Source organism: Streptomyces sp. NPDC046759 (assembly GCF_040645475.1).
Classification (GTDB): domain Bacteria; phylum Actinomycetota; class Actinomycetes; order Streptomycetales; family Streptomycetaceae; genus Streptomyces.
The window spans coordinates 92,399-110,581 of record NZ_JBEYYJ010000034.1 but is presented as its reverse complement, the minus strand read 5'-3'; the positions used below and the strand labels follow the sequence as shown (position 1 = coordinate 110,581).

11 protein-coding genes are annotated in these 18,183 nt (G+C 71.7%); 10 read left to right on the top strand and 1 reads right to left on the bottom strand.

Going from position 1 to position 18,183, the window contains the following annotated elements; genetic code table 11:
* Window positions 1–9 precede the first annotated feature (9 nt).
* The 8 genes from ABZ919_RS34725 to ABZ919_RS34690 are packed head-to-tail and all read left to right on the top strand — an operon-like array spanning window position 10 to window position 15,506.
* Window positions 10–7,347: an SDR family NAD(P)-dependent oxidoreductase gene (locus tag ABZ919_RS34725; protein ID WP_361255983.1), complete on the top strand. Its 7,338-nt coding sequence runs from the start codon at window positions 10–12 to the stop codon at window positions 7,345–7,347.
* Window positions 7,348–7,403: 56 nt separating this feature from the next.
* Complete coding sequence (locus ABZ919_RS34720; RefSeq protein ID WP_361255980.1) at window positions 7,404–8,609, top strand: macrolide family glycosyltransferase; 1,206 nt, start codon at window positions 7,404–7,406, stop codon at window positions 8,607–8,609.
* 1 nt (window position 8,610) lies between these two features.
* Window positions 8,611–9,600: an SDR family NAD(P)-dependent oxidoreductase gene (locus ABZ919_RS34715; protein WP_361255977.1), complete on the top strand. Its 990-nt coding sequence runs from the start codon at window positions 8,611–8,613 to the stop codon at window positions 9,598–9,600.
* Window positions 9,601–9,608: 8 nt separating this feature from the next.
* Window positions 9,609–10,832 (top strand): glycosyltransferase, encoded by a 1,224-nt coding sequence (locus tag ABZ919_RS34710; protein ID WP_361255974.1) that lies wholly within the window; start codon window positions 9,609–9,611, stop codon window positions 10,830–10,832.
* A 46-nt stretch (window positions 10,833–10,878) separates the two neighbouring features.
* Window positions 10,879–12,003 carry a DegT/DnrJ/EryC1/StrS family aminotransferase gene (locus tag ABZ919_RS34705; RefSeq protein ID WP_361255971.1) on the top strand — a complete coding sequence of 375 codons (1,125 nt, stop codon included), beginning with the start codon at window positions 10,879–10,881 and terminating at the stop codon, window positions 12,001–12,003.
* A gap of 28 nt (window positions 12,004–12,031) precedes the next feature.
* The gene (locus tag ABZ919_RS34700; RefSeq protein WP_361255969.1) at window positions 12,032–13,096 is read left to right on the top strand and encodes a glucose-1-phosphate thymidylyltransferase; all 1,065 of its coding nucleotides are present in this window, start codon (window positions 12,032–12,034) and stop codon (window positions 13,094–13,096) included.
* Complete coding sequence (rfbB, locus tag ABZ919_RS34695; protein ID WP_361255966.1) at window positions 13,093–14,076, top strand: dTDP-glucose 4,6-dehydratase; 984 nt, start codon at window positions 13,093–13,095, stop codon at window positions 14,074–14,076. The genes ABZ919_RS34700 and rfbB overlap by 4 nt, the downstream gene beginning before the upstream one ends.
* On the top strand, window positions 14,073–15,506 hold the full coding sequence (locus ABZ919_RS34690; RefSeq protein ID WP_361255963.1) for an NDP-hexose 2,3-dehydratase family protein: 1,434 nt from the start codon (window positions 14,073–14,075) through the stop codon (window positions 15,504–15,506). Before rfbB ends, ABZ919_RS34690 begins: the two co-directional genes overlap by 4 nt.
* A gap of 59 nt (window positions 15,507–15,565) precedes the next feature.
* On the opposite strand, the gene ABZ919_RS34685 is transcribed toward ABZ919_RS34690, so the two are convergent.
* Window positions 15,566–16,189: a DapH/DapD/GlmU-related protein gene (locus ABZ919_RS34685; protein ID WP_361255960.1), complete on the bottom strand. Its 624-nt coding sequence runs from the start codon at window positions 16,187–16,189 to the stop codon at window positions 15,566–15,568.
* A gap of 213 nt (window positions 16,190–16,402) precedes the next feature.
* Between ABZ919_RS34685 and ABZ919_RS34680 the strand changes: the two genes are divergently transcribed.
* Together ABZ919_RS34680 and ABZ919_RS34675 are read left to right on the top strand one after the other, a co-directional pair.
* Window positions 16,403–17,404 (top strand): ketoacyl-ACP synthase III family protein, encoded by a 1,002-nt coding sequence (locus ABZ919_RS34680; protein WP_361255957.1) that lies wholly within the window; start codon window positions 16,403–16,405, stop codon window positions 17,402–17,404.
* The gene (locus ABZ919_RS34675; RefSeq protein WP_361255954.1) at window positions 17,392–18,162 is read left to right on the top strand and encodes an alpha/beta fold hydrolase; all 771 of its coding nucleotides are present in this window, start codon (window positions 17,392–17,394) and stop codon (window positions 18,160–18,162) included. Before ABZ919_RS34680 ends, ABZ919_RS34675 begins: the two co-directional genes overlap by 13 nt.
* The last annotated feature ends 21 nt before the right edge of the window (window positions 18,163–18,183 follow it).

Genomic DNA, 18,183 nt, shown 5'->3' with positions numbered 1-18,183 from the left:
GGTGTGGACGTGGACTGGAAGGCGGTGTTCACCGGTACCGGTGCCACCCGTGTCGACCTGCCCACCTACGCCTTCCAACGCCACCGCTACTGGCTGGAGGACGGCACCGACGCAAGCCGCGGCGACCTGCGGGCCGTAGGTCTGGATGTGGCCGAACACCCGTTGCTCGGCGCGACCTTGGAGGTCGCCGGGGAAGGGGACCTGCTCTGGACCGCTCGCCTCTCGCAGCAGGCGCAGCCCTGGTTGACGTACCACCGTGTCGGTGACGTCACGGTGCTTCCGACGGCGGCCCTGGTCGATCTGCTGACCCACGTCGGTGAGCAGGTGCAGGCGCCGGTGATCGGGGAACTGACCGTGTCCGCGCCGATCGTCGTACCCGCAGCCGGAGGCACGGTCGTCCAGCTCGCCCTCGCGGCGCCGGACGCCGAGGGACGCCGTTCGCTGCGCGTCCACGCACGCGCCGACGCCACCGCCACCGGCCAGGACGGCTGGCGTGAGCACGCCGTTGGCACGCTGGCCCCCTGGGACGACGCCACCGCACCGCCCGAGGCCGACCTCACTTCCTGGCCCCCAGCGGGCGCCGTAGAGGTGGCCGGGCCGGTGCCCGACGGCGTAGGGCCGGTCTGGGAGGCCCAGGGACGGCTGTACGCGGAGGTGCGCCTCCCGGAGGGCGCGCAGGACGACGCGGACGCCGACCGGTACGGGGTACACCCCACCGTGCTGGACACGGCTCTGCAACTCGCCGATCGCCTCGACACCGTCACCTCCGCCGCACAGCTCCTCGCGCACGCGGTCCGCGGGGTGCGCGCCCACGCGGCCGGGGCCCGTTCCCTGCGCGTCTGTCTGACACCCGCGGGCGCGCAGACCGTGAAGCTCAGCGCCGCCGACGACGACGGGGCGGCCGTACTGGCCGTCGAGGAGTTGGCGCTGCGCCCGCTCGCGGCCGACGAACTGCCCGCCGCTGCGGCTCCCGTCGAGAGGGACTCGCTGTTCGAGGTGGAATGGGTCCTGGCGCCAGGCCGCCCGCTGGATGCTCCGGTGGAGTGGCGCCCGTACGAGGTCATAGCCGGTCTGCCGGCCGGCCGGGCGCTGCCGCCGGTCGTCGTCTACGAGCCGGGCAGCGGTGATCCGCGGCGCCCGCTGCCCGAGCGGGTGCACGCCGTCACGCAGCGCCTGCTGGAGGTGCTCCAGGACTGGCTGGCCGACCCACGGACCATGGACTCCCGGCTCGTCGTGGTGACCCGGTCGGAGCCGGCCGGGACGGACACCGAGCTGGTGGCCGAGCCGGTGCGCGGACTCATGCGCTCCGCCCAGTCGGAGAACCCGGGGCGGTTCGCCCTGCTCGAAGCCGAGGTGACGGCGACAGGTACAGGAACCGCGTCCGTCGACACCGAGACGCTCCGCGCGGGCCTCGCCGCGCGCGAGGAGCCGTGGGCCGCGGTCCGAGACGGCCGTGTGTATGTAGCCCGCCTCAAGCCCGTCGAACTCACCCCCCCGGCACGCACCGGCTCTCTCGCCGACGGCGTGGTCCTCGTCACCGGTGCGACAGGCGGCCTGGGCCGGCTGGTGGTCCGCCACCTCGCCGAAGCCCACGGCGTAAGGGAACTTGTGCTGGTCTCCCGCTCCGGGCGCGACCCGCGCTGGACGGAGTGGCTCGGTGAACTGGACGCGCTCGGCCTGAGCGTGCGGATGGTGGCCGCCGACGCCGCCGACCGCGAGGCCATGACCGAGCTGGTGGGCTCGATCGGTGACCGGCTGACCGCGGTCGTGCACACGGCCGGCGTCGTCGCGGACGGCCTCGTGAGCACGCTCACCCCGGACGACCTGCACGCCGTATTGCGTCCGAAGGTCGACGCGGCCTGGCACCTGCACGAGCTGACCGCCGACCTGCCCCTGCGCGCCTTCGTGCTCTTCTCGTCGGCGGCGTCCCCCTTCGGAGGCGCCGGACAGGGCAACTACGTGGCCGCCAACGCCTTCCTCGACGCGCTGGCCGCCCACCGGCACGCCCTCGGCCTGCCCGCCGTCTCCCTGGCCTGGGGCCTGTGGGAGCCGGAACTCGGCGGCATGGGCGGTGACCTCGGCGAGGTCGACCTGGCCCGGATCGCCCGCGAGGGCATCCTGCCGCTCTCCGCCGACCAGGGCCTTGCGCTGTTCGACGCGGCCCTGACCGCCGGACGGCCCGCGCTCGTGCCGGTACGACTGGACCGCGCGGCCCTGCGCGCGAGCAGCCACCTCCCGGCCGCCCTGCGCGCGCTGGCACCGCGCGCCACGCGCCGCGCCGTCACCCGACAGCACGCGGCGACCGCCCAGGACGGTACGGCCCTGCCCCGGCGGCTGGCCGGCGTCGCCCCGGCCGACCGGCACAAGGCAGTGCTCGACCTGGTACGCGGATGCGCTGCCCAGGTGCTCGGCCACGCCTCCGCCGACGTCATCGGTGCCGGGCGTCCCTTCAAGGAGACCGGCTTCGACTCGTTGACCGGCGTGGAACTGCGCAACCGGCTCGCCGCCGAGACCGGCCTCGCCCTTCCGGCCACCCTGGTCTTCGACTACGCCACGCCCACCGCGCTCGCCCAGTACCTGCTGGCCGAACTCCTCGGTACGACGGACCAGGTCCCCGAGGCGGAGCCGGTTCCCGCCGCGCCCGCGGCCGACGACGACCCCATCGTCGTCATCGGCATGGGCTGCCGCTTTCCCGGGGGCGCGGACTCCCCCGAGGGACTGTGGCGGATGCTGGACTCCGGCAGCGACGCGATCGTGGAATTCCCGGCGGACCGCGGCTGGGACATCGACAGCCTCTACGACCCGGACCCGGACCACATCGGCACGACCTACGTGCGGACCGGCTCCTTCCTGGAGAACGCCGCAGACTTCGACCCCGTCTTCTTCGGCATCGCCCCCCGCGAGGCCGTCGCCATGGACCCGCAGCAGCGGCTGCTGCTGGAGACGTCCTGGGAGGCCATCGAACGCGCGGGCATCGACCCCACCAGCCTGCGCGGCAGCAGGACCGGCGTATTCGCGGGCACGAACGGCCAGGACTACAGCACGCTGATGCAGCGTTCGCCCAAGGAGTCCGAGGGCTATCTGGCCACGGGCATCGCGGCCAGCGTCGTCTCCGGCCGGCTGTCCTACGCCCTCGGCCTCGAAGGACCCGCTCTGTCCGTGGACACCGCGTGCTCGTCGTCGCTGGTGGCGCTGCACCTGGCGGTGCAGGCGCTGCGGTCGGGCGAGTGCACCCTGGCCCTGGCCGGCGGCGTGAGCGTCATGACGAGCCCCGGTCTCCTCGTGGAGTTCAGCCGCCAGCGGGGGCTGTCAGCGGACGGCCGCTGCCGGTCCTTCTCCGACGACGCGGACGGCACCGGCTGGGGCGAGGGCGCGGGCATGCTGGTCCTGGAGCGGTTGTCGGACGCGCGGAGGAACGGGCATCCGGTGCTGGCGGTCGTGCGCGGCTCGGCCGTGAACCAGGACGGTGCGAGCAATGGCCTCACGGCGCCGAACGGGCCGTCGCAGCAGCGGGTGATCCGCGCCGCCCTGGCGAACGCCGGGCTGTCGACCGGTGACGTGGACGCCGTCGAGGCCCACGGCACGGGGACGACCCTCGGTGACCCGATCGAGGCGCAGGCGCTGATCGCGACCTACGGCCAGGACCGGGACCGGCCGCTCTGGCTCGGGTCCGTCAAGTCGAACATCGGGCACACTCAGGCCGCCGCCGGTGTCGCGGGCGTGATCAAGATGGTCGAGGCGATGCGGCACGGGGTGCTGCCGCGGACGCTGCATGTGGGTGTGCCGTCGTCGAAGGTGGAGTGGTCGGCGGGCTCGGTGGAGCTGCTGACGGAGGCACGCGCCTGGCCGGAGACGAGAGAGCCGCGTCGGGCGGGTGTCTCGTCCTTCGGCGTGAGTGGCACGAACGCGCATGTGATTCTTGAGCAGGCGCCGGAGGTCGAGGCGTCGGCTGTGGTGGAGCCGGTGGCGGTGCCGTGGGTGCTGTCCGCGCGCAGTGCCGGTGCGCTGCGGGAGCAGGCGGCGAGGCTGCTCGCTCACCTCGGGGAGGAGCCGGAGTTCTCTGCGGCGTGTGTGGGGTTCACGCTGGCGGGCCGGGCGCGGTTCGAGCATCGGGCGGTTGTGGTCGGCCGTGAGCGCGGTGAACTCCTGGCTGGGCTGGGTGACGTGAATGCTGGGTCGGGTTCTGGTGGCCGGGTGGTGTTCGTCTTCCCGGGTCAGGGTGCGCAGTGGGCCGGGATGGGTGTGGAACTCATCGATTCCGCGCCGGTGTTCGCGGAGCGGTTCGCCGAGTGTGCCCAGGCGTTGGCCCAGTTTGTGGACTGGGATGCGGAGGCGGTCCTGCGGGGGGCTTCTGGTGCTCCGTCGCTGGCGCGCGTCGATGTGGTGCAGCCGCTGTCCTGGGCCGTCATGGTGTCGCTGGCCGCCCTGTGGCGTTCCTACGGCGTCGAACCCGCTGCCGTGCTCGGCCATTCGCAGGGTGAGATCGCTGCTGCCTGTGTGGCGGGTGGGCTGACCCTCAAGGACGGTGCCCGGGTCGTGGCGCTGCGTTCGCAGGCGATCGCGGCGAGCCTGGCTGGTGACGGTGGCATGGTGTCCGTGGCTCTGGACGCCGGGCAGGCTGCCGAGCGGATCGCCGGCTGGGACGGTCGTATCGAGATCGCGGCGCTCAATGGCCCCACCTCGGTGGTGGTGGCGGGTGAACCGCAGGCCCTGGACGAGCTGATCGCCGCTTGCGAGGCCGACGGTGTGCGTGCTCGTCGTATCCCGGTGGATTACGCCTCTCACACCTCCCATGTGGAGCGGATCGAGGGGGAGCTGGCCCGGGTCCTGGCCGAGGTGCGTCCGCAGACCTCCACGATCCCGTTCTTCTCCACGGTGGAGGGCGACTGGATCGACACCGAGGCTTTGGACGCCGGGTACTGGTACCGCAACCTGCGCCGCACGGTCCGTTTCGAGGAGGCGGTCCGCGCCCTGGCGGGCCAGGACCACACGGCGTTTGTCGAGGTGTCGGCGCACCCGGTGCTCGCGATGAGCATCCAGGACACCGCCGACGACGCGGTCGTCACCGGCACCCTGCGCCGCGACGACGGCGGCCCGGACCGCTTCCTGACTTCCCTGGGTGAGCTATGGGTCCACGGCATCGACGTCGACTGGGCCCAGGCCTTCACCGGCACCGGCGCCCACCACGTCGACCTGCCCACCTACGCCTTCCAGCGCAGCCGCTACTGGCTGACCGTCGACCCCTCGCCCGCGGGTGATGTCGGAGCCGTCGGGCTGCTGCCGGCCGGGCATCCGCTCCTCGGGGCGGCGGTCGAACTGCCGGAGGCGGACGGGGTCGTGCTGACCGGACGCCTGTCGGCACAGGCCCATTCCTGGTTGGCCGGCGAGGGCGAGAGCGTGCTGCTGCCCGCGACGGCGTTCGTGGAGCTGGCTGTTCACGCGGGTGACCAGGTCGGCTGCGACACGGTGGCCGAACTGACACTCCGGGAGCCGCTGATGCTGCGCGCACGGTGCGCCGTGCAGTTGCGGGTGCGGGTGACCGAGGCAGACGCGGAGGGGCGGCGTACCTTCGGCGTCCACTCACGCGCCGAGGATGCCGGCCCGGGTACGCCGTGGGCCTGCCACGCCACCGGGCTGCTGGTGCGGGCCGCTGCGCCGGTGCCGCAGTGGGAACCGGCCGCCTGGCCTCCGGCGGGGGCGGCCCGGGTGGAGACGGATCGGGTGGACGCCCTGTGGCGGGGCGCCGACGGCGAGATGTTCGCCGAGGTGAGCCTGCCCGAGGGGCAGTGGGCGGAGGCTGCCCGCTACGGCCTGCATCCGGCACTGCTCGACGCGGCCCTGGAGGTCGCGCGGTGCGTGGCGGACGGCGGCGGGGACACGGACCGGCTGCTGGTGCCCACGGTGTGGCGGGACGTCGTCCTGCACGCGGTGGGGGCGGAGCGGCTGAGGGTGCGGATCGGCGGCGGCGGACGGCCGGAGGGCGTGTCCGTCGAGCTGGCCGACCCGAGCGGCGCGGCCGTCGCCTCGGTGGGGCTGGTGGCGCTGACCGCCCTGGATCCGGCGGAGTTCGCGGAGTTCGGCGGGCCGATGGATCCGGACGGCTCCGGCCCGGTGCGTACCGTGATCCGTCGCCCCGTTCCGGCACGCCGCACCGCGGTGTCCGCCGGCGACGCGGGCGAGCCGGGGCTCGCCGTCCGGCTGGCCGGGCTGGCGGAGGCAGAGCAGCTGCGGGTGCTCACCGAACTGGTGCACGCCGAGACGGCCGCGGTCCTCGGGCTGTCCGGACCGGACGCGGTGGAGGCCCAGCGTGGCTTCTTCGAGCTGGGCTTCAACTCGCTGATGGCGATGGAGCTGCGCAACCGGCTCAATGCGGCCACCGGACTGCGGCTGCCCGCGTCGTTCCTCTTCGAGTACACCAGGCCGGCTGCCGTGGCGGCCCATCTGCGGGGGGAGTTGACGCGGGAGGCGGCTGCGGGCGGGCAGGCGCCGGGCGGGATCGAGGCGATGTTCCGGCAGTCGTTCGCCGAAGGGCGGCATGTCGCGGGCAATGAGCTGATCATGGCGGCCTCCCGGCTGCGGGACGCCTTCGACGTCGCGTCGGCCGCGGGTCACGCGCCGGAGCCGGTGCCTTTGGCGGCCGGCGAGGAACGGCCCCGGCTGTTCTGCCTGCCGGCCGTGGTGGCGACCGCCGGGCCCCAGCAGTACGCCCGTTTTGCGGAGCGCTTCCGCGGCCGCCGGGACATCACGGTGCTGCCCCAGCCGGGCTACCTGCCCGGCGAGTGCATCCCCGCCGACATGGCGGCACTGGCCGAACTGCACGTGCAGACGCTGCGCCGGATCGCCGGTGAGGAGCCGTTCGTTCTGGTGGGGCACTCCGCGGGCGGGCAGATCGCGCACGCCGTGACCGCGCGCCTGGAGAGCCTCGGCACACAGCCCGCGGCCCTGGTCCTGCTGGACGTGCCGTGGCCCGAGGACGACGCGGACAACGCGGAGGTCGGCGCGGCGATGCTCGGCGTGGCCTTCGACCGGGAGCGGAAGCTGGGCGGCGGCATCATGAACGACGTCAGGCTGACCGCCATGGGCGGCTACCACCGCCTCCTGGCCGACTGGCGGCCGGAGCCCGTCAAGACGCCGACTCTGCTGGTGCGCGCCACCGAGCCGATGCCGTCGGCGTCCGGGGCGGTGCAAGACGACACGGTGATGCTGCGCGTCGACTGGAAGTTCGTCCACACCGCGCGGGACGTGCCCGGAAACCACTTCAGCATCGTCGAGGAACACGCCGGAGACACCGCCGGCGTCGTCGAGGAATGGCTCACCGAAATCACCGCGAACGGAACCGTCGGCTGAGCGCCCGTCGAGTGTCCGTACCAAAGCGAAGCAAAGACCCAACGAAAGTCAGGACTGTGACCAAGCACATCGCCGTTCTCGGAGCCCCGTACCACGGGCATGTGAACCACACCCTTCCCGTCGTCGCCGATCTCGTCGGCCGCGGACACCGGGTCACCTATGTCACCACGGACCATTTCGCGCGCTCCGTGTCGGCGGCCGGTGCCCGCGTCGTCACGTACGAGTCGGTCTGGTCGGCCGACCGCAGCGTGCCGCCGGAGATGTCGGCGGACGAGATGGCGGCGGGACCGCTCCAGATGCTCCGGGAGAACATCGCGGCCACGGCCGCCGCCGAGCGGGAGCTGGCCGAGGACCGCCCGGACGTGGTGGTCTACGACACCCTCATGAACTTCTCCGGCCGGGTGCTGGCCGAGAAATGGGAGAAGCCGGCCGCCCAGCTGATTCCGATGCTCGCCTCCAATGAGCACTTCTCGGTGGTCGCGGCACTGGCGCAGGAGTTCCCGGCGATGGACCCGCAGCATCCGGCGCTGCTCGAATTCGGCATGAAACTGGCCGAGTTCCGCACCGGGCACGGTCTGTCCGTGCCCGGCCCCGGAGACATCCTCGGCGTGCCGGAGGCCCTCAATGTCGTGTTCGTGACCAGGGAGTTCCAGCCCGCCGCGGACACCTTCGACGAGCGGTACGTCTTCGTCGGCCCGGCCGCCACCGCGGGCAGCGGCGAAGCCGTCTCGTGGCAGCCGCCGCAGGGTGCCCGGCCGGTGCTGCTGATCGCCCTCGGCACGCTGTTCAACGAGCGGCCCGACTTCTACCGTGCCTGCCTGAAGGCCTTCGCCGACCTGCCCTTCCACGTGGTGATGGCGACCGGCGAGCACGTCGACCCCGCCGACCTGGGCGTCGTACCGGACACCTGGGAGGTGCACCGGCAGGTGCCCCAGCGTGCCGTGCTGGAGCACGCCGCGGTCTTCGTCACGCACGCGGGCATCCGCTCCACGATGGAGTCGCTCGCGGCCGGTGTCCCGCTGGTGGCCGTGCCGCAGTCGGTCGAACTGGACTTCACCGCACGGCGCATCGCCGATCTGGGCCTCGGCGTGCGCGTCGCCCGCCTGGAGGCCTCGCCCGAGGCGCTGCGCGAGGCGGTCCTGACGGCGGCCGAAGACGCCGGGATCCGGCAGCGGGTGGCCGCCGTGGCCGCAAACGCGCGCGCCGAGGGCGGCGCGGCCGCGGCGGCGGACGCGATCGAGGCGTATGCGGAGCGGTTCTGAGATGGCGGCGGGACACTGGGCGGGCCGCACGGTCCTGGTCACCGGGGGACTGGGCTTCGTCGGCTCCCACTTCGTCGAGGAACTGCTGGGCCTGGGCGCACGGGTGCTGTGCCTGTACCGCCGGGAGCGCCCGGAGATACGGGCCGAGCTGCCCGTCACCGAGGCGTTGACGACCCTGAAGGTCGACGTCCTCGACGAGCGGGCGCTACGGGCGGCCGCGGACACGGTCCCGGCGCTCGACATGGTCGTCAACTGCGCGACCCTGGACGGCAACCAGCACTTCCTGTTGCAGGAGTCGGGCCGCGTGCTCGACGAGAACACCCGCATCGCCTCCCATGTGCTCAACCTCGCCCGTGACCGTGCTGTCCCCGACGTGGTGCTGATCAGTTCGGCCGAGATCTACTCGTACGACGGCACGCGGCCCCCGCGCGAGGAGGACGACCACCGGCGGCACATGGAGTTCTCGCCGAACGGCTACCGGATGTCGAAGGTGTTCACCGAGGTGCTCGCGGACCTGTACCGCACGCAGTTCGGGATGAACATCTTCACGCCGCGACCCACCAACGTGTACGGGCCGCGCGACGACTTCGCCACGACGACGAACCACGTCATCCCGAACATGCTGATGCGGCTCGCCGCCGGACAGGACGTCGAGGTCTGGGGCGACGGAAGCCAGTTGCGGACCTTCATCCACGTGCAGGACCTGGTGCGCGCGGTGCTGTGCATGGTGCGTTCCGGGGAGTATCCGGCGCTCAACGTCGGGACGCCGGAGTCGGTTTCCATCCGGGACCTGGCGTACCTCGTCGCGGAGGCCACCGACCAGGAGAAGGACCGGATCCGGTTCGACCCCGACAAGCCCGTCGGGGCGGCCCGGCGGGAGCTCGATCTCGAGCGATTCCACAAGGTCGTCGATTTCACGCCGCGTCCGCTGAGGGACGGCCTGCGGGACACCGCGCGGTGGTACCGGAAAAACGTGCTGGAGGTCCAGTGAAGGTTTCGTTGCAGACGTTCGGAACGCGCGGTGACGTGCATCCCTTCGTGGCGCTGGGCATCGGTCTGCGCCGACGCGGACACGAGGTCAGCGTCGCCACGTCGACCGACTTCAAGGCGATGGTCGAGCTGGCCGGTCTGGAGTTCCGGGAGATACCCGGAACGAGCGCCGACCACTTCGCCGACCCGGACGTCATCCGGTCGATCCGCAAGAGCGCCTCGTCGCTGCGCACCGCGCTGGTGATGAAGCGGCCCACCACGGAGGAGTTCGCCCACTCCGTGGAGCGGATGCAGGAGGCCGCCGAGGGCTGCGACTTCGTGCTCACCTCGATGATCTGCCGCGGTTACGGATTCTCGGGCGCCACCGCGCCCTGGGGCACCGTCAACTGGTGGCCGATGACCGCGACCCGGGAGTTTCGCGCGTACAAGACCCCCGACCTGCCGCTCGGGCAGGCCTACACCCGGTTCACGCACGCCATGTCCGCCCAGCTGGAGTGGGCCGTGCACCGCCCGGCCGTCAACAAGGTCCGCACCCGTCGCGGGCTGCCACCGCTGAAGGAGTCGCCGATGGGTGCGCTCGGCGTCGAGCACCCCGTGCTCTATCCCTACAGCCCCGCTTTCCTGCCGCCCCCGGCCGACTGGCCGGCCCGCGCCCACGTCACGGGCTACTGGGTCTGGGAACGCCCCGAGCAGGTGCCGCCCGCCGATCTGGTGGACTTTCTCGACAGCGGCTCCCGGCCGCTGGTGCTGGCCCTGGGCAGCGCCTGGCCGGTGTACGGCGAGGAGACTTTCCACGCCGTGCGGGACGCGGTACGCCACGCCGGGCGGCGCCTGGTCGTGGTGGGTGGCCCCGAAGGCACCGCCTCCGACGACGTGTTCCGGGTCCAGGAAGTGGACTACGGCTGGCTCTTCCCGAGGGCGGCCGCGGTGATCCACGGGGCGGCCTTCGGCACCACCGCCGACGCGCTGCGCGCCGGCGTACCGCACGTGACCGTGCCGTGCTGGGCCGACGGCCCGTACTGGGCGGCACGACTGGCCGAACTCGGCGTCGCGCCGGACCCGGTGCCGTTCCAGCGGATGACCGGCGAGCGGCTGCGGCAGGCCGTGACGGCCGTCCTGGACGACCCCCGGCCCGCTGAACGGGCCAACCTCCTCGGTGAGCGCGTCCGCGCCGAACGGGGCGTGGACACGGCCTGCGACCTCATCGAATCCGCAGTGGCCGCGGCCGCCTGACCCCCACAACCCCCCACCTCTCAAGGCTTGGAGAGCCATACCCCTCATGAGCACGTATGTTTGGGACTACCTTCCGGAATACCAGGCCGAGCGCGCCGACATCCTCGACGCGGTCGAGAAGGTCTTCGCCTCGGGGCGCCTGGTGCTCGGCGAGAGCGTCAGCGGCTTCGAGGCCGAGTTCGCCGCCTATCACGGTGTACGTCACTGCACGGGCGTCGACAACGGCACCAATGCCGTCAAGCTCGCCCTCGAAGCGCTCGGCATCGGGCCCGGCGACGAGGTGATCACCGTGTCCAACACGGCCGCCCCCACCGTCGTGGCCATCGCCGGCGCCGGCGCCACCCCCGTCTTCGTCGACGTCCGCGCCGAGGACTTCCTCATGGACACCGCCCAGGTCGCCGCCGCGATCACTCCGCGCACCAAGGCCCTGCTGCCGGTGCACCTGTACGGGCAGTGCGTGGACATGGCGCCCCTGCAGGCCCTCGCCGCCGAACACGGACTCGCCCTCGTCGAGGACTGCGCCCAGGCCCACGGCGCCCGCCGGCACGGCCGGCTGGCCGGCACGATGGGTGACGCGGCCGCGTTCAGCTTCTACCCGACCAAGGTCCTCGGCGCCTACGGCGACGGTGGCGCGGTCCTCACTGCCGACGTCGACGCCGACGCCGCCCTGCGCCGGCTGCGCTACTACGGCATGGAGGAGGTCTACTACGTCGTCCAGACCCCCGGCCACAACAGCCGCCTGGACGAGGTGCAGGCGGAGATCCTGCGCCGCAAGCTGACCCGCCTCGACGCCTACATCGCCGGCCGCCGGGCTGTCGCCCGCCGTTACGAGGAAGGCCTGGCCGATCTCACCGGCCCCGGCGGCCTGCTGCTGCCCGGAACCAACCCCGGCAACGAGCACGTCTACTACGTGTACGTCGTACGCCACCCGCAGCGCGACCTGATCATCGAGCGCCTCAAGAGCGAGTACGACATCTCCCTCAACATCAGCTACCCGTGGCCGGTGCACACCATGTCCGGCTTCGAGCACCTCGGCTACCGCAAGGGAGCGCTGCCGGTCACCGAAGCGCTGGCCGACGAGATCTTCTCGCTGCCGATGTACCCCTCCCTGCCCGTGGACCTCCAGAACACCGTGATCGGTGCCCTGCGTGATGTCCTCAAGACGCTGTGAGCCAGCACGCTTCGACAAGGAGTCCCCGGTGAAAGCACTGGTGTTGTCCGGTGGCATGGGGCTGCGGCTGCGGCCGTTCAGCCATTCGATGCCCAAGCAGCTGATGCCGCTCGCCAACAAGCCCGTCCTGCTGCACGCCATAGAGCAACTGCGCGGTCTGGGTGTCACTGAGATCGGCATCGTGGTCGGCGACCGGTCGGAGAAGATCAGCCAGTTCCTCGGTGACGGCGCGGAGTTCGGCGTACGGCTGACGTACATCCCGCAGGACGCCCCGCGCGGCCTCGCGCACTGCGTCGCCATCTCCCGGGACTTCCTCGGCGACGACGACTTCGTCATGTACCTCGGGGACAACCTGCTCCCCGAGGGCGTGGACGACATCGCCGCCGAGTTCCGGGCCCGGCGTCCCGCGGCCCAGCTCGTGGTGCACCGGGTGGCCGACCCCCGCGCCTTCGGGGTCGCCGAGGTGGACGCCACCGGGCGGGTGCTGCGCCTGGTGGAGAAGCCCGAGCAGCCGGTCAGCGACCTGGCTGTGGTCGGTGTGTACTTCTTCACCGAGGCCATCCATGAGGCCGTCGCCGCCGTGGAGAGCAGTGCCCGCGGCGAGCTGGAGATCACCGACGCCATCCAGTGGCTGGTCAGCCGGGGTGCGGAGGTGCGGGCCGGCGCCTACCGCGGCTACTGGAAGGACGCCGGGCAGATCGACGACGTCCTGGCCTGCAACCGCGAACTCCTGGAGCGGATCAAGCCGTCCGTCAGCGGCGAGGTCGACGCGCACAGCGAGCTGATCGGTGCCGTCGTGGTGGAAGAGGGCGCCCGGATCATCCGCTCCCGGATCACCGGGCCGGCGGTCGTCGGCGCCGGCGCGGTCGTGGAGGGCAGCTCGATCGGCCCGCACACCTCCATCGGTGAGGGCTGCCGGCTGCTCGGCGTGCAGCTGAGCGACACCATCGTGCTGGAACGGGCCAGCGTGCGCGGGGTCACGTCGGTCCGCAGCTCCATCATCGGCCGCGAGGCCAGCGTCAGCGCCACCGACGCCGACGGCTCCCACCGGCTGATCGTCGGCGACCACGCGCGCGTGGAGGTGGCCGCATGAAGCTGCTGGTGACCGGTGGTGCCGGGTTCATCGGGTCGGCCTACGTCCGCACTGTGCTGGCAGGCGGCTACGCCGGCTACGAAGGCGCGTCGGTGACCGTCCTGGACAAGCTGACCTATGCCGGCAACCGGGCCAATCTGCCCGAGCGGCACGAGCAGCTGGACTTCGTCGAGGGCGATGTCTGCGACACCGACCTGCTCCGCCAACTGCTGCCCGGCCACGACGCGGTGGTGCACTTCGCCGCCGAGTCTCACGTGGACCGCTCCATAGCCGACCCCTCGGTGTTCGTGCGCACCAACGTCGTCGGCACCCAGACCCTGCTGGAGGCCTGCCTGCGCACCGGCGTGGAACGGGTCGTGCACATCTCCACCGACGAGGTCTACGGCTCCATCGCGTCCGGTGCCTGGACGGAGGAGTGGCCGCTGGCACCCAACTCGCCCTACGCGGCGTCCAAGGCGAGCAGTGATCTGCTGGCCCGGGCCTACGCCCGCACCCACGGCCTCGACGTGTCCGTCACCCGCTGTTCCAACAACTACGGCACTCACCAGCACCCCGAGAAGCTCATCCCGCTGTTCGTCACCCGTCTGCTGCGGGGCGAGACCGTCCCGCTGTACGGCGACGGCTCCAACGTCCGCGAGTGGCTGCACGTGAGCGACCACTGTGCGGCCGTCCAGCTGGTCCTCACCCGCGGCCGCGCCGGTGAGGTCTACAACGTCGGAGGCGGCACCGAGCACACCAACCGGCAGGTCACCGACCTGCTGCTGCGGCTGTGCGGTGCCTCGCCCGGCCAGGTGCGCTACGTCACCGACCGCAAGGGCCACGACCTGCGCTACGCGCTGGACGACGGCAAGATCCGTGACGAGCTGGGCTACGCCCCGCGCGTGCCCTTCGAGGAGGGCCTGGCCGACGTCGTCGACTGGTACCGGGCCAACCCGGACTGGTGGCAGGCATCGCCCGCCGTCCGGAAGGCGGCCGCATGACCGCCCCGGCGCATCCGGCGGCGCTGCTGCGCTGCGAGGACCCGGACCTGCCCGCCCGGTTGGCACGGTCGGCGAGTGAGCGGGCCGGGACGATCCTGCCGACGGACAAGGTCGACGCCTGGCTGGAGGAGAGCCGGCAGGCGCATCCCTTCCGGGTCGAGCGGCTGCCGTTCGCCGAGGCGGACGGCTGGAGCTTCGACGAGGCCACCGGCAACCTCGGCCACCGCAGCGGGCGGTTCTTCACCGTCGAGGGACTGCGGGTGAGCACGGAGACCCGACGGTGGCGCCAGCCCATCATCAGGCAGCCGGAGATCGGCATCCTCGGCATCCTCATGCAGGACTTCGACGGGGTGCCGCACTTCCTGATGCAGGCCAAGATGGAACCCGGCAACCCCAACCTGCTCCAGCTGTCGCCGACCGTCCAGGCCACCCGCAGCAACTTCACCGGTGTCCACAAGGGCGCGCCCGTGCGCTACCTGGAGTACTTCGCCGGTCCGCTGCGCCACCGGGTGGTCGCCGACGTCCTGCAGTCCGAGCACGGCTCGTGGTTCTACCGCAAGAGCAACCGCAACATGGTCGTCGAGGTGGACGCGGACGCCGAGGTGCCCCTCGCGGACGACTTCTGCTGGCTGACCCTGGGCCAGATCCACGAGCTCCTCGCCCGGGACAACGTGGTCAACATGGACGTGCGGACGGTGCTGTCCTGCCTGAGCCCTTTCCTGTGGCCGTCAGGGCCCGAGGAGGAGGCCCTCACCCCGACTGCCGAGCTGCTGGGCTGGCTGACCGGGCAGCGCGCCACCCGCGACATCGAGGTGAGCAGGATTCCCCTGCGGGAGACGGAGGCCGACGGGTGGCGGCGCGGTCCGGACGAGATCGCCCGCCCGGACGGCCGCTACTTCAGCGTGGTCGCGGTGTCCGTGCGGGCCGGCAACCGCGAGGTGAGCAGCTGGCACCAGCCGCTGTTCGCGCCGCGCGGAATGGGCGTGGCCGCCCTGGTGGTACGGGAGTTCGGTGGCGTACCGCATGTACTGCTGCAGGCCCGCGCCGAGCCCGGCTTCCGCGGCGTGGTGGAGCTGGGCCCCACCGTGCAGTGCGTGCCGGACAACTGCGAACCGACCGACCGGCCACCGCTGCTGGACTGGGTGCTGTCCGCCGATCCGGCGCGGGTGTGGTACGACACCGTGCACTCGGAGGAGGGCGGACGGTTCCTGGACGCGGTGGCCCGCTACACCATCGTCGAGGCCGACTCGACACTGCCCACCCGACTCCCGCCGGAATTCGCCTGGTTCAGCGTGCCGCAGCTGGGTGGGCTGCTGCGGCATGAGCACTACGTCAGCGTGCAGGCCCGCACCCTGCTGGCCTGCCTGAACGCGCTGCCCCGAACCCAGGTGCCACCCCGCCCGCCAACAGCCGTCCGCCGTCCGTCATAGCCACTGCGGTCGCCGTAGCCGCCGTAGCCGCCGTAGCCGCCGCATGTCGCCGTGCGCCGTCAGGAGAGGTCGTCGTGGAGTTCTGCCTCCCCGTCGGGGATCAGCGTGTCACCGTCGTGCTCGGTGTACCGCTCACCCGTGCGCGGGCAGCGGAAGCGGCCGTCCCCCTCGTCCTCGAGGGGCACACCGGCCCGCCCGACCCACTTCACGCGGCGGGCCGGCGACCCCGCCACCAGCGCGAAGTCGGGCACGTCCCGGGTGACGACGGAGCCGGCGGCCACCAGCGCCCAGCGCCCGACCGTCACCGGCGCCACGCACACCGCGCGGGCGCCGATGGAGGCGCCGTGCCGGACGGTCACCCCCACCGGGGTCCAGTCCTGAGGTCCCTTCGGGACTCCGGCGGGGGTGATGGCACGGGGATGCGGGTCGTTGGTGAGCACGGCGGAGGGGCCGATGAACACGCCGTCCTCCACCCGGGCCGGCTCGTAGAGCAGGGCGTAGTTCTGCACCTTGCAGTTGTCCCCGACCGTGGCGCCGGGGCCGATGTACACGCCCCGCCCGATGTTGCAGTCGCGGCCCACGACCGCGTCCTCCCGTATATGAGCCGTGCCCCAGACGGACGTGCCGTCGCCCACGGTCGCCTTTTCGTCGACCTCGGCACCGGGTGCAATGTGAACGTTCATCATTCCTCCGTCAGCGGAAAGAACGAGCAGGTATATGGATACCGTACTGCCAAAATTCAGATGTGATGCACATCACGTGTGGGGTGGGTAATGGTTCGCCGACCTGGCTTGACACGGCGATTGCCGCTGTAATTGGGTAGTGATCAGAAAAAGCGGGGGCGTGAAGGGATTTTCGCGATGCAGGTAAATGGTGTATACATTGACTCGCTCGGCGTGCACCTCTCGGAATGGGTGTCCGTTGCCGACGCGGAGGGCGCGGGGGATTACGAGCGCGGCGAGTTCACCGCGGCCGGCCTGACCGGCACGCACGTGGCCGGCGACACTCCGGCCGTCGACATGGCCGTCCTGGCTGCCCGCAGCGCTGTCGAGCGCTCGGCCGTGGACCTGGCGGCGATCGACTCCCACATCCACGGCAGCGTCTACTACCAAGTGCCCGAAGGGGCGTACGCGCCCGGCTACATCCTGCGTGAACTGGGCGCCGGCCACATCCCGTCGCTCGACGTCCAGCAAGGCTGCGACGGCGTGCTCGGCGCACTGGAGACGGCCGCGGGGCAGATCACCGGCGTAGGCCGCCGGCAGAACGTCCTGCTCACCACGGCCACGAACTTCAGCTCCCCGCTCATCAACCGGTGGCGTGATTTCGGCACTTCGTCCCTTTACTCGGACGGAGCGATTGCCGCCGTGGTGAACGGCCGGGGTGGATTCGCCGAGGTGCGGTCCATGAATTCCGGGACGCTGCACAGTCTTGAGCAGTGGCACCGTGGTCAGGAATCCCTGCTCCCGCCCGATGGAAACCCCCGGAAGTATTTCAATGTGGGGGAGCGGTCGCAGTATTTCGTGGACAACGTCATGGGCTTCACCGAGCTCTTCGAGACGTTCACGAAATTCGACCTCGGTGTCATCAACGACTCCATCATCGACGCCGGAATGACCGCCGCCGACATTTCCAAGGTCATCACGATCAACGTGGACAAGCGGATGATCGAGCATGCCCTGCTGCGCCCGCTCGGTATTCCCGACGACCGGCTGATCTGGGAGTACGGAGCCTCCGTCGGACACGCCGGCGGCGCGGACATCCTCATCTCCCTGGAGCACGCGGTGCGCACCGGAGAGGTCGAGGTGGGCGATCACGTCCTGGTGACGTCGCAGGGCCCCGGCTGGGTCTGCTCCTCCGCCGTCCTGACCATCCGGGAGCGGCCCGCGTGGGCGCAGTAGTCACCGAGAAGTGGATCCACCGGTACGAGCCGGCGCCGGACGCCGACCGGCGGCTGGTGTGCTTCCCGCACGCCGGCGGCGCCGCCCCGTACTTCGTACCGGTGGCCCGGGCCATGGCGGGCGACACGGACGTCCTCGCCGTGCAGTACCCCGGGCGCCAGGAGCGCCGGCAGGAACCCTGCCTCGGCTCCATCGACGAGCTCGCCCGCGCCGCCGTGGACGCGCTCGCCCCCTGGCTCGACCGGCCCGTCACCCTCTTCGGGCACAGCATGGGCGCCATGGTCGCCTTCGAGGCGGCCCGCCTGCTGGAGCGCGACGGCAGGGCACCCCAGGGGCTCGTCGTCTCCGGCCGCCGTGCCCCGACGTGCGTCCGGCCCACCCGGGACCTGGTGCACCTGCGGGACGACGAGGGGCTGATGGCCGAGATCCGAGGCATGGACGGCACCGACGACCGGATACTCGCCGACGAGGAACTCCTGCGGATGATCCTGCCCGTCATCCGCGGCGACTACCGGGCCGTGGAGGGCTACCGCTACCGCCCCGGTCCGCCGCTGAGCTGTCCGGTCCTCGCCCTCACCGGCGACACCGACCCCCAGGTGACCCCGGAAGAGGCGCGGTCCTGGGCCGAGCACACCACCGGACGGTTCGACATCACCGTGTTCCCCGGCGGCCATTTCTACCTCAACTCCCAGGGAGAAGCGGTGATCCGGGCCATCGCGGAGCACATGTCGGCCGCGGACTCCCCGAGGGCGCGCTGAGCGGCCTCACCGCCGTACCGC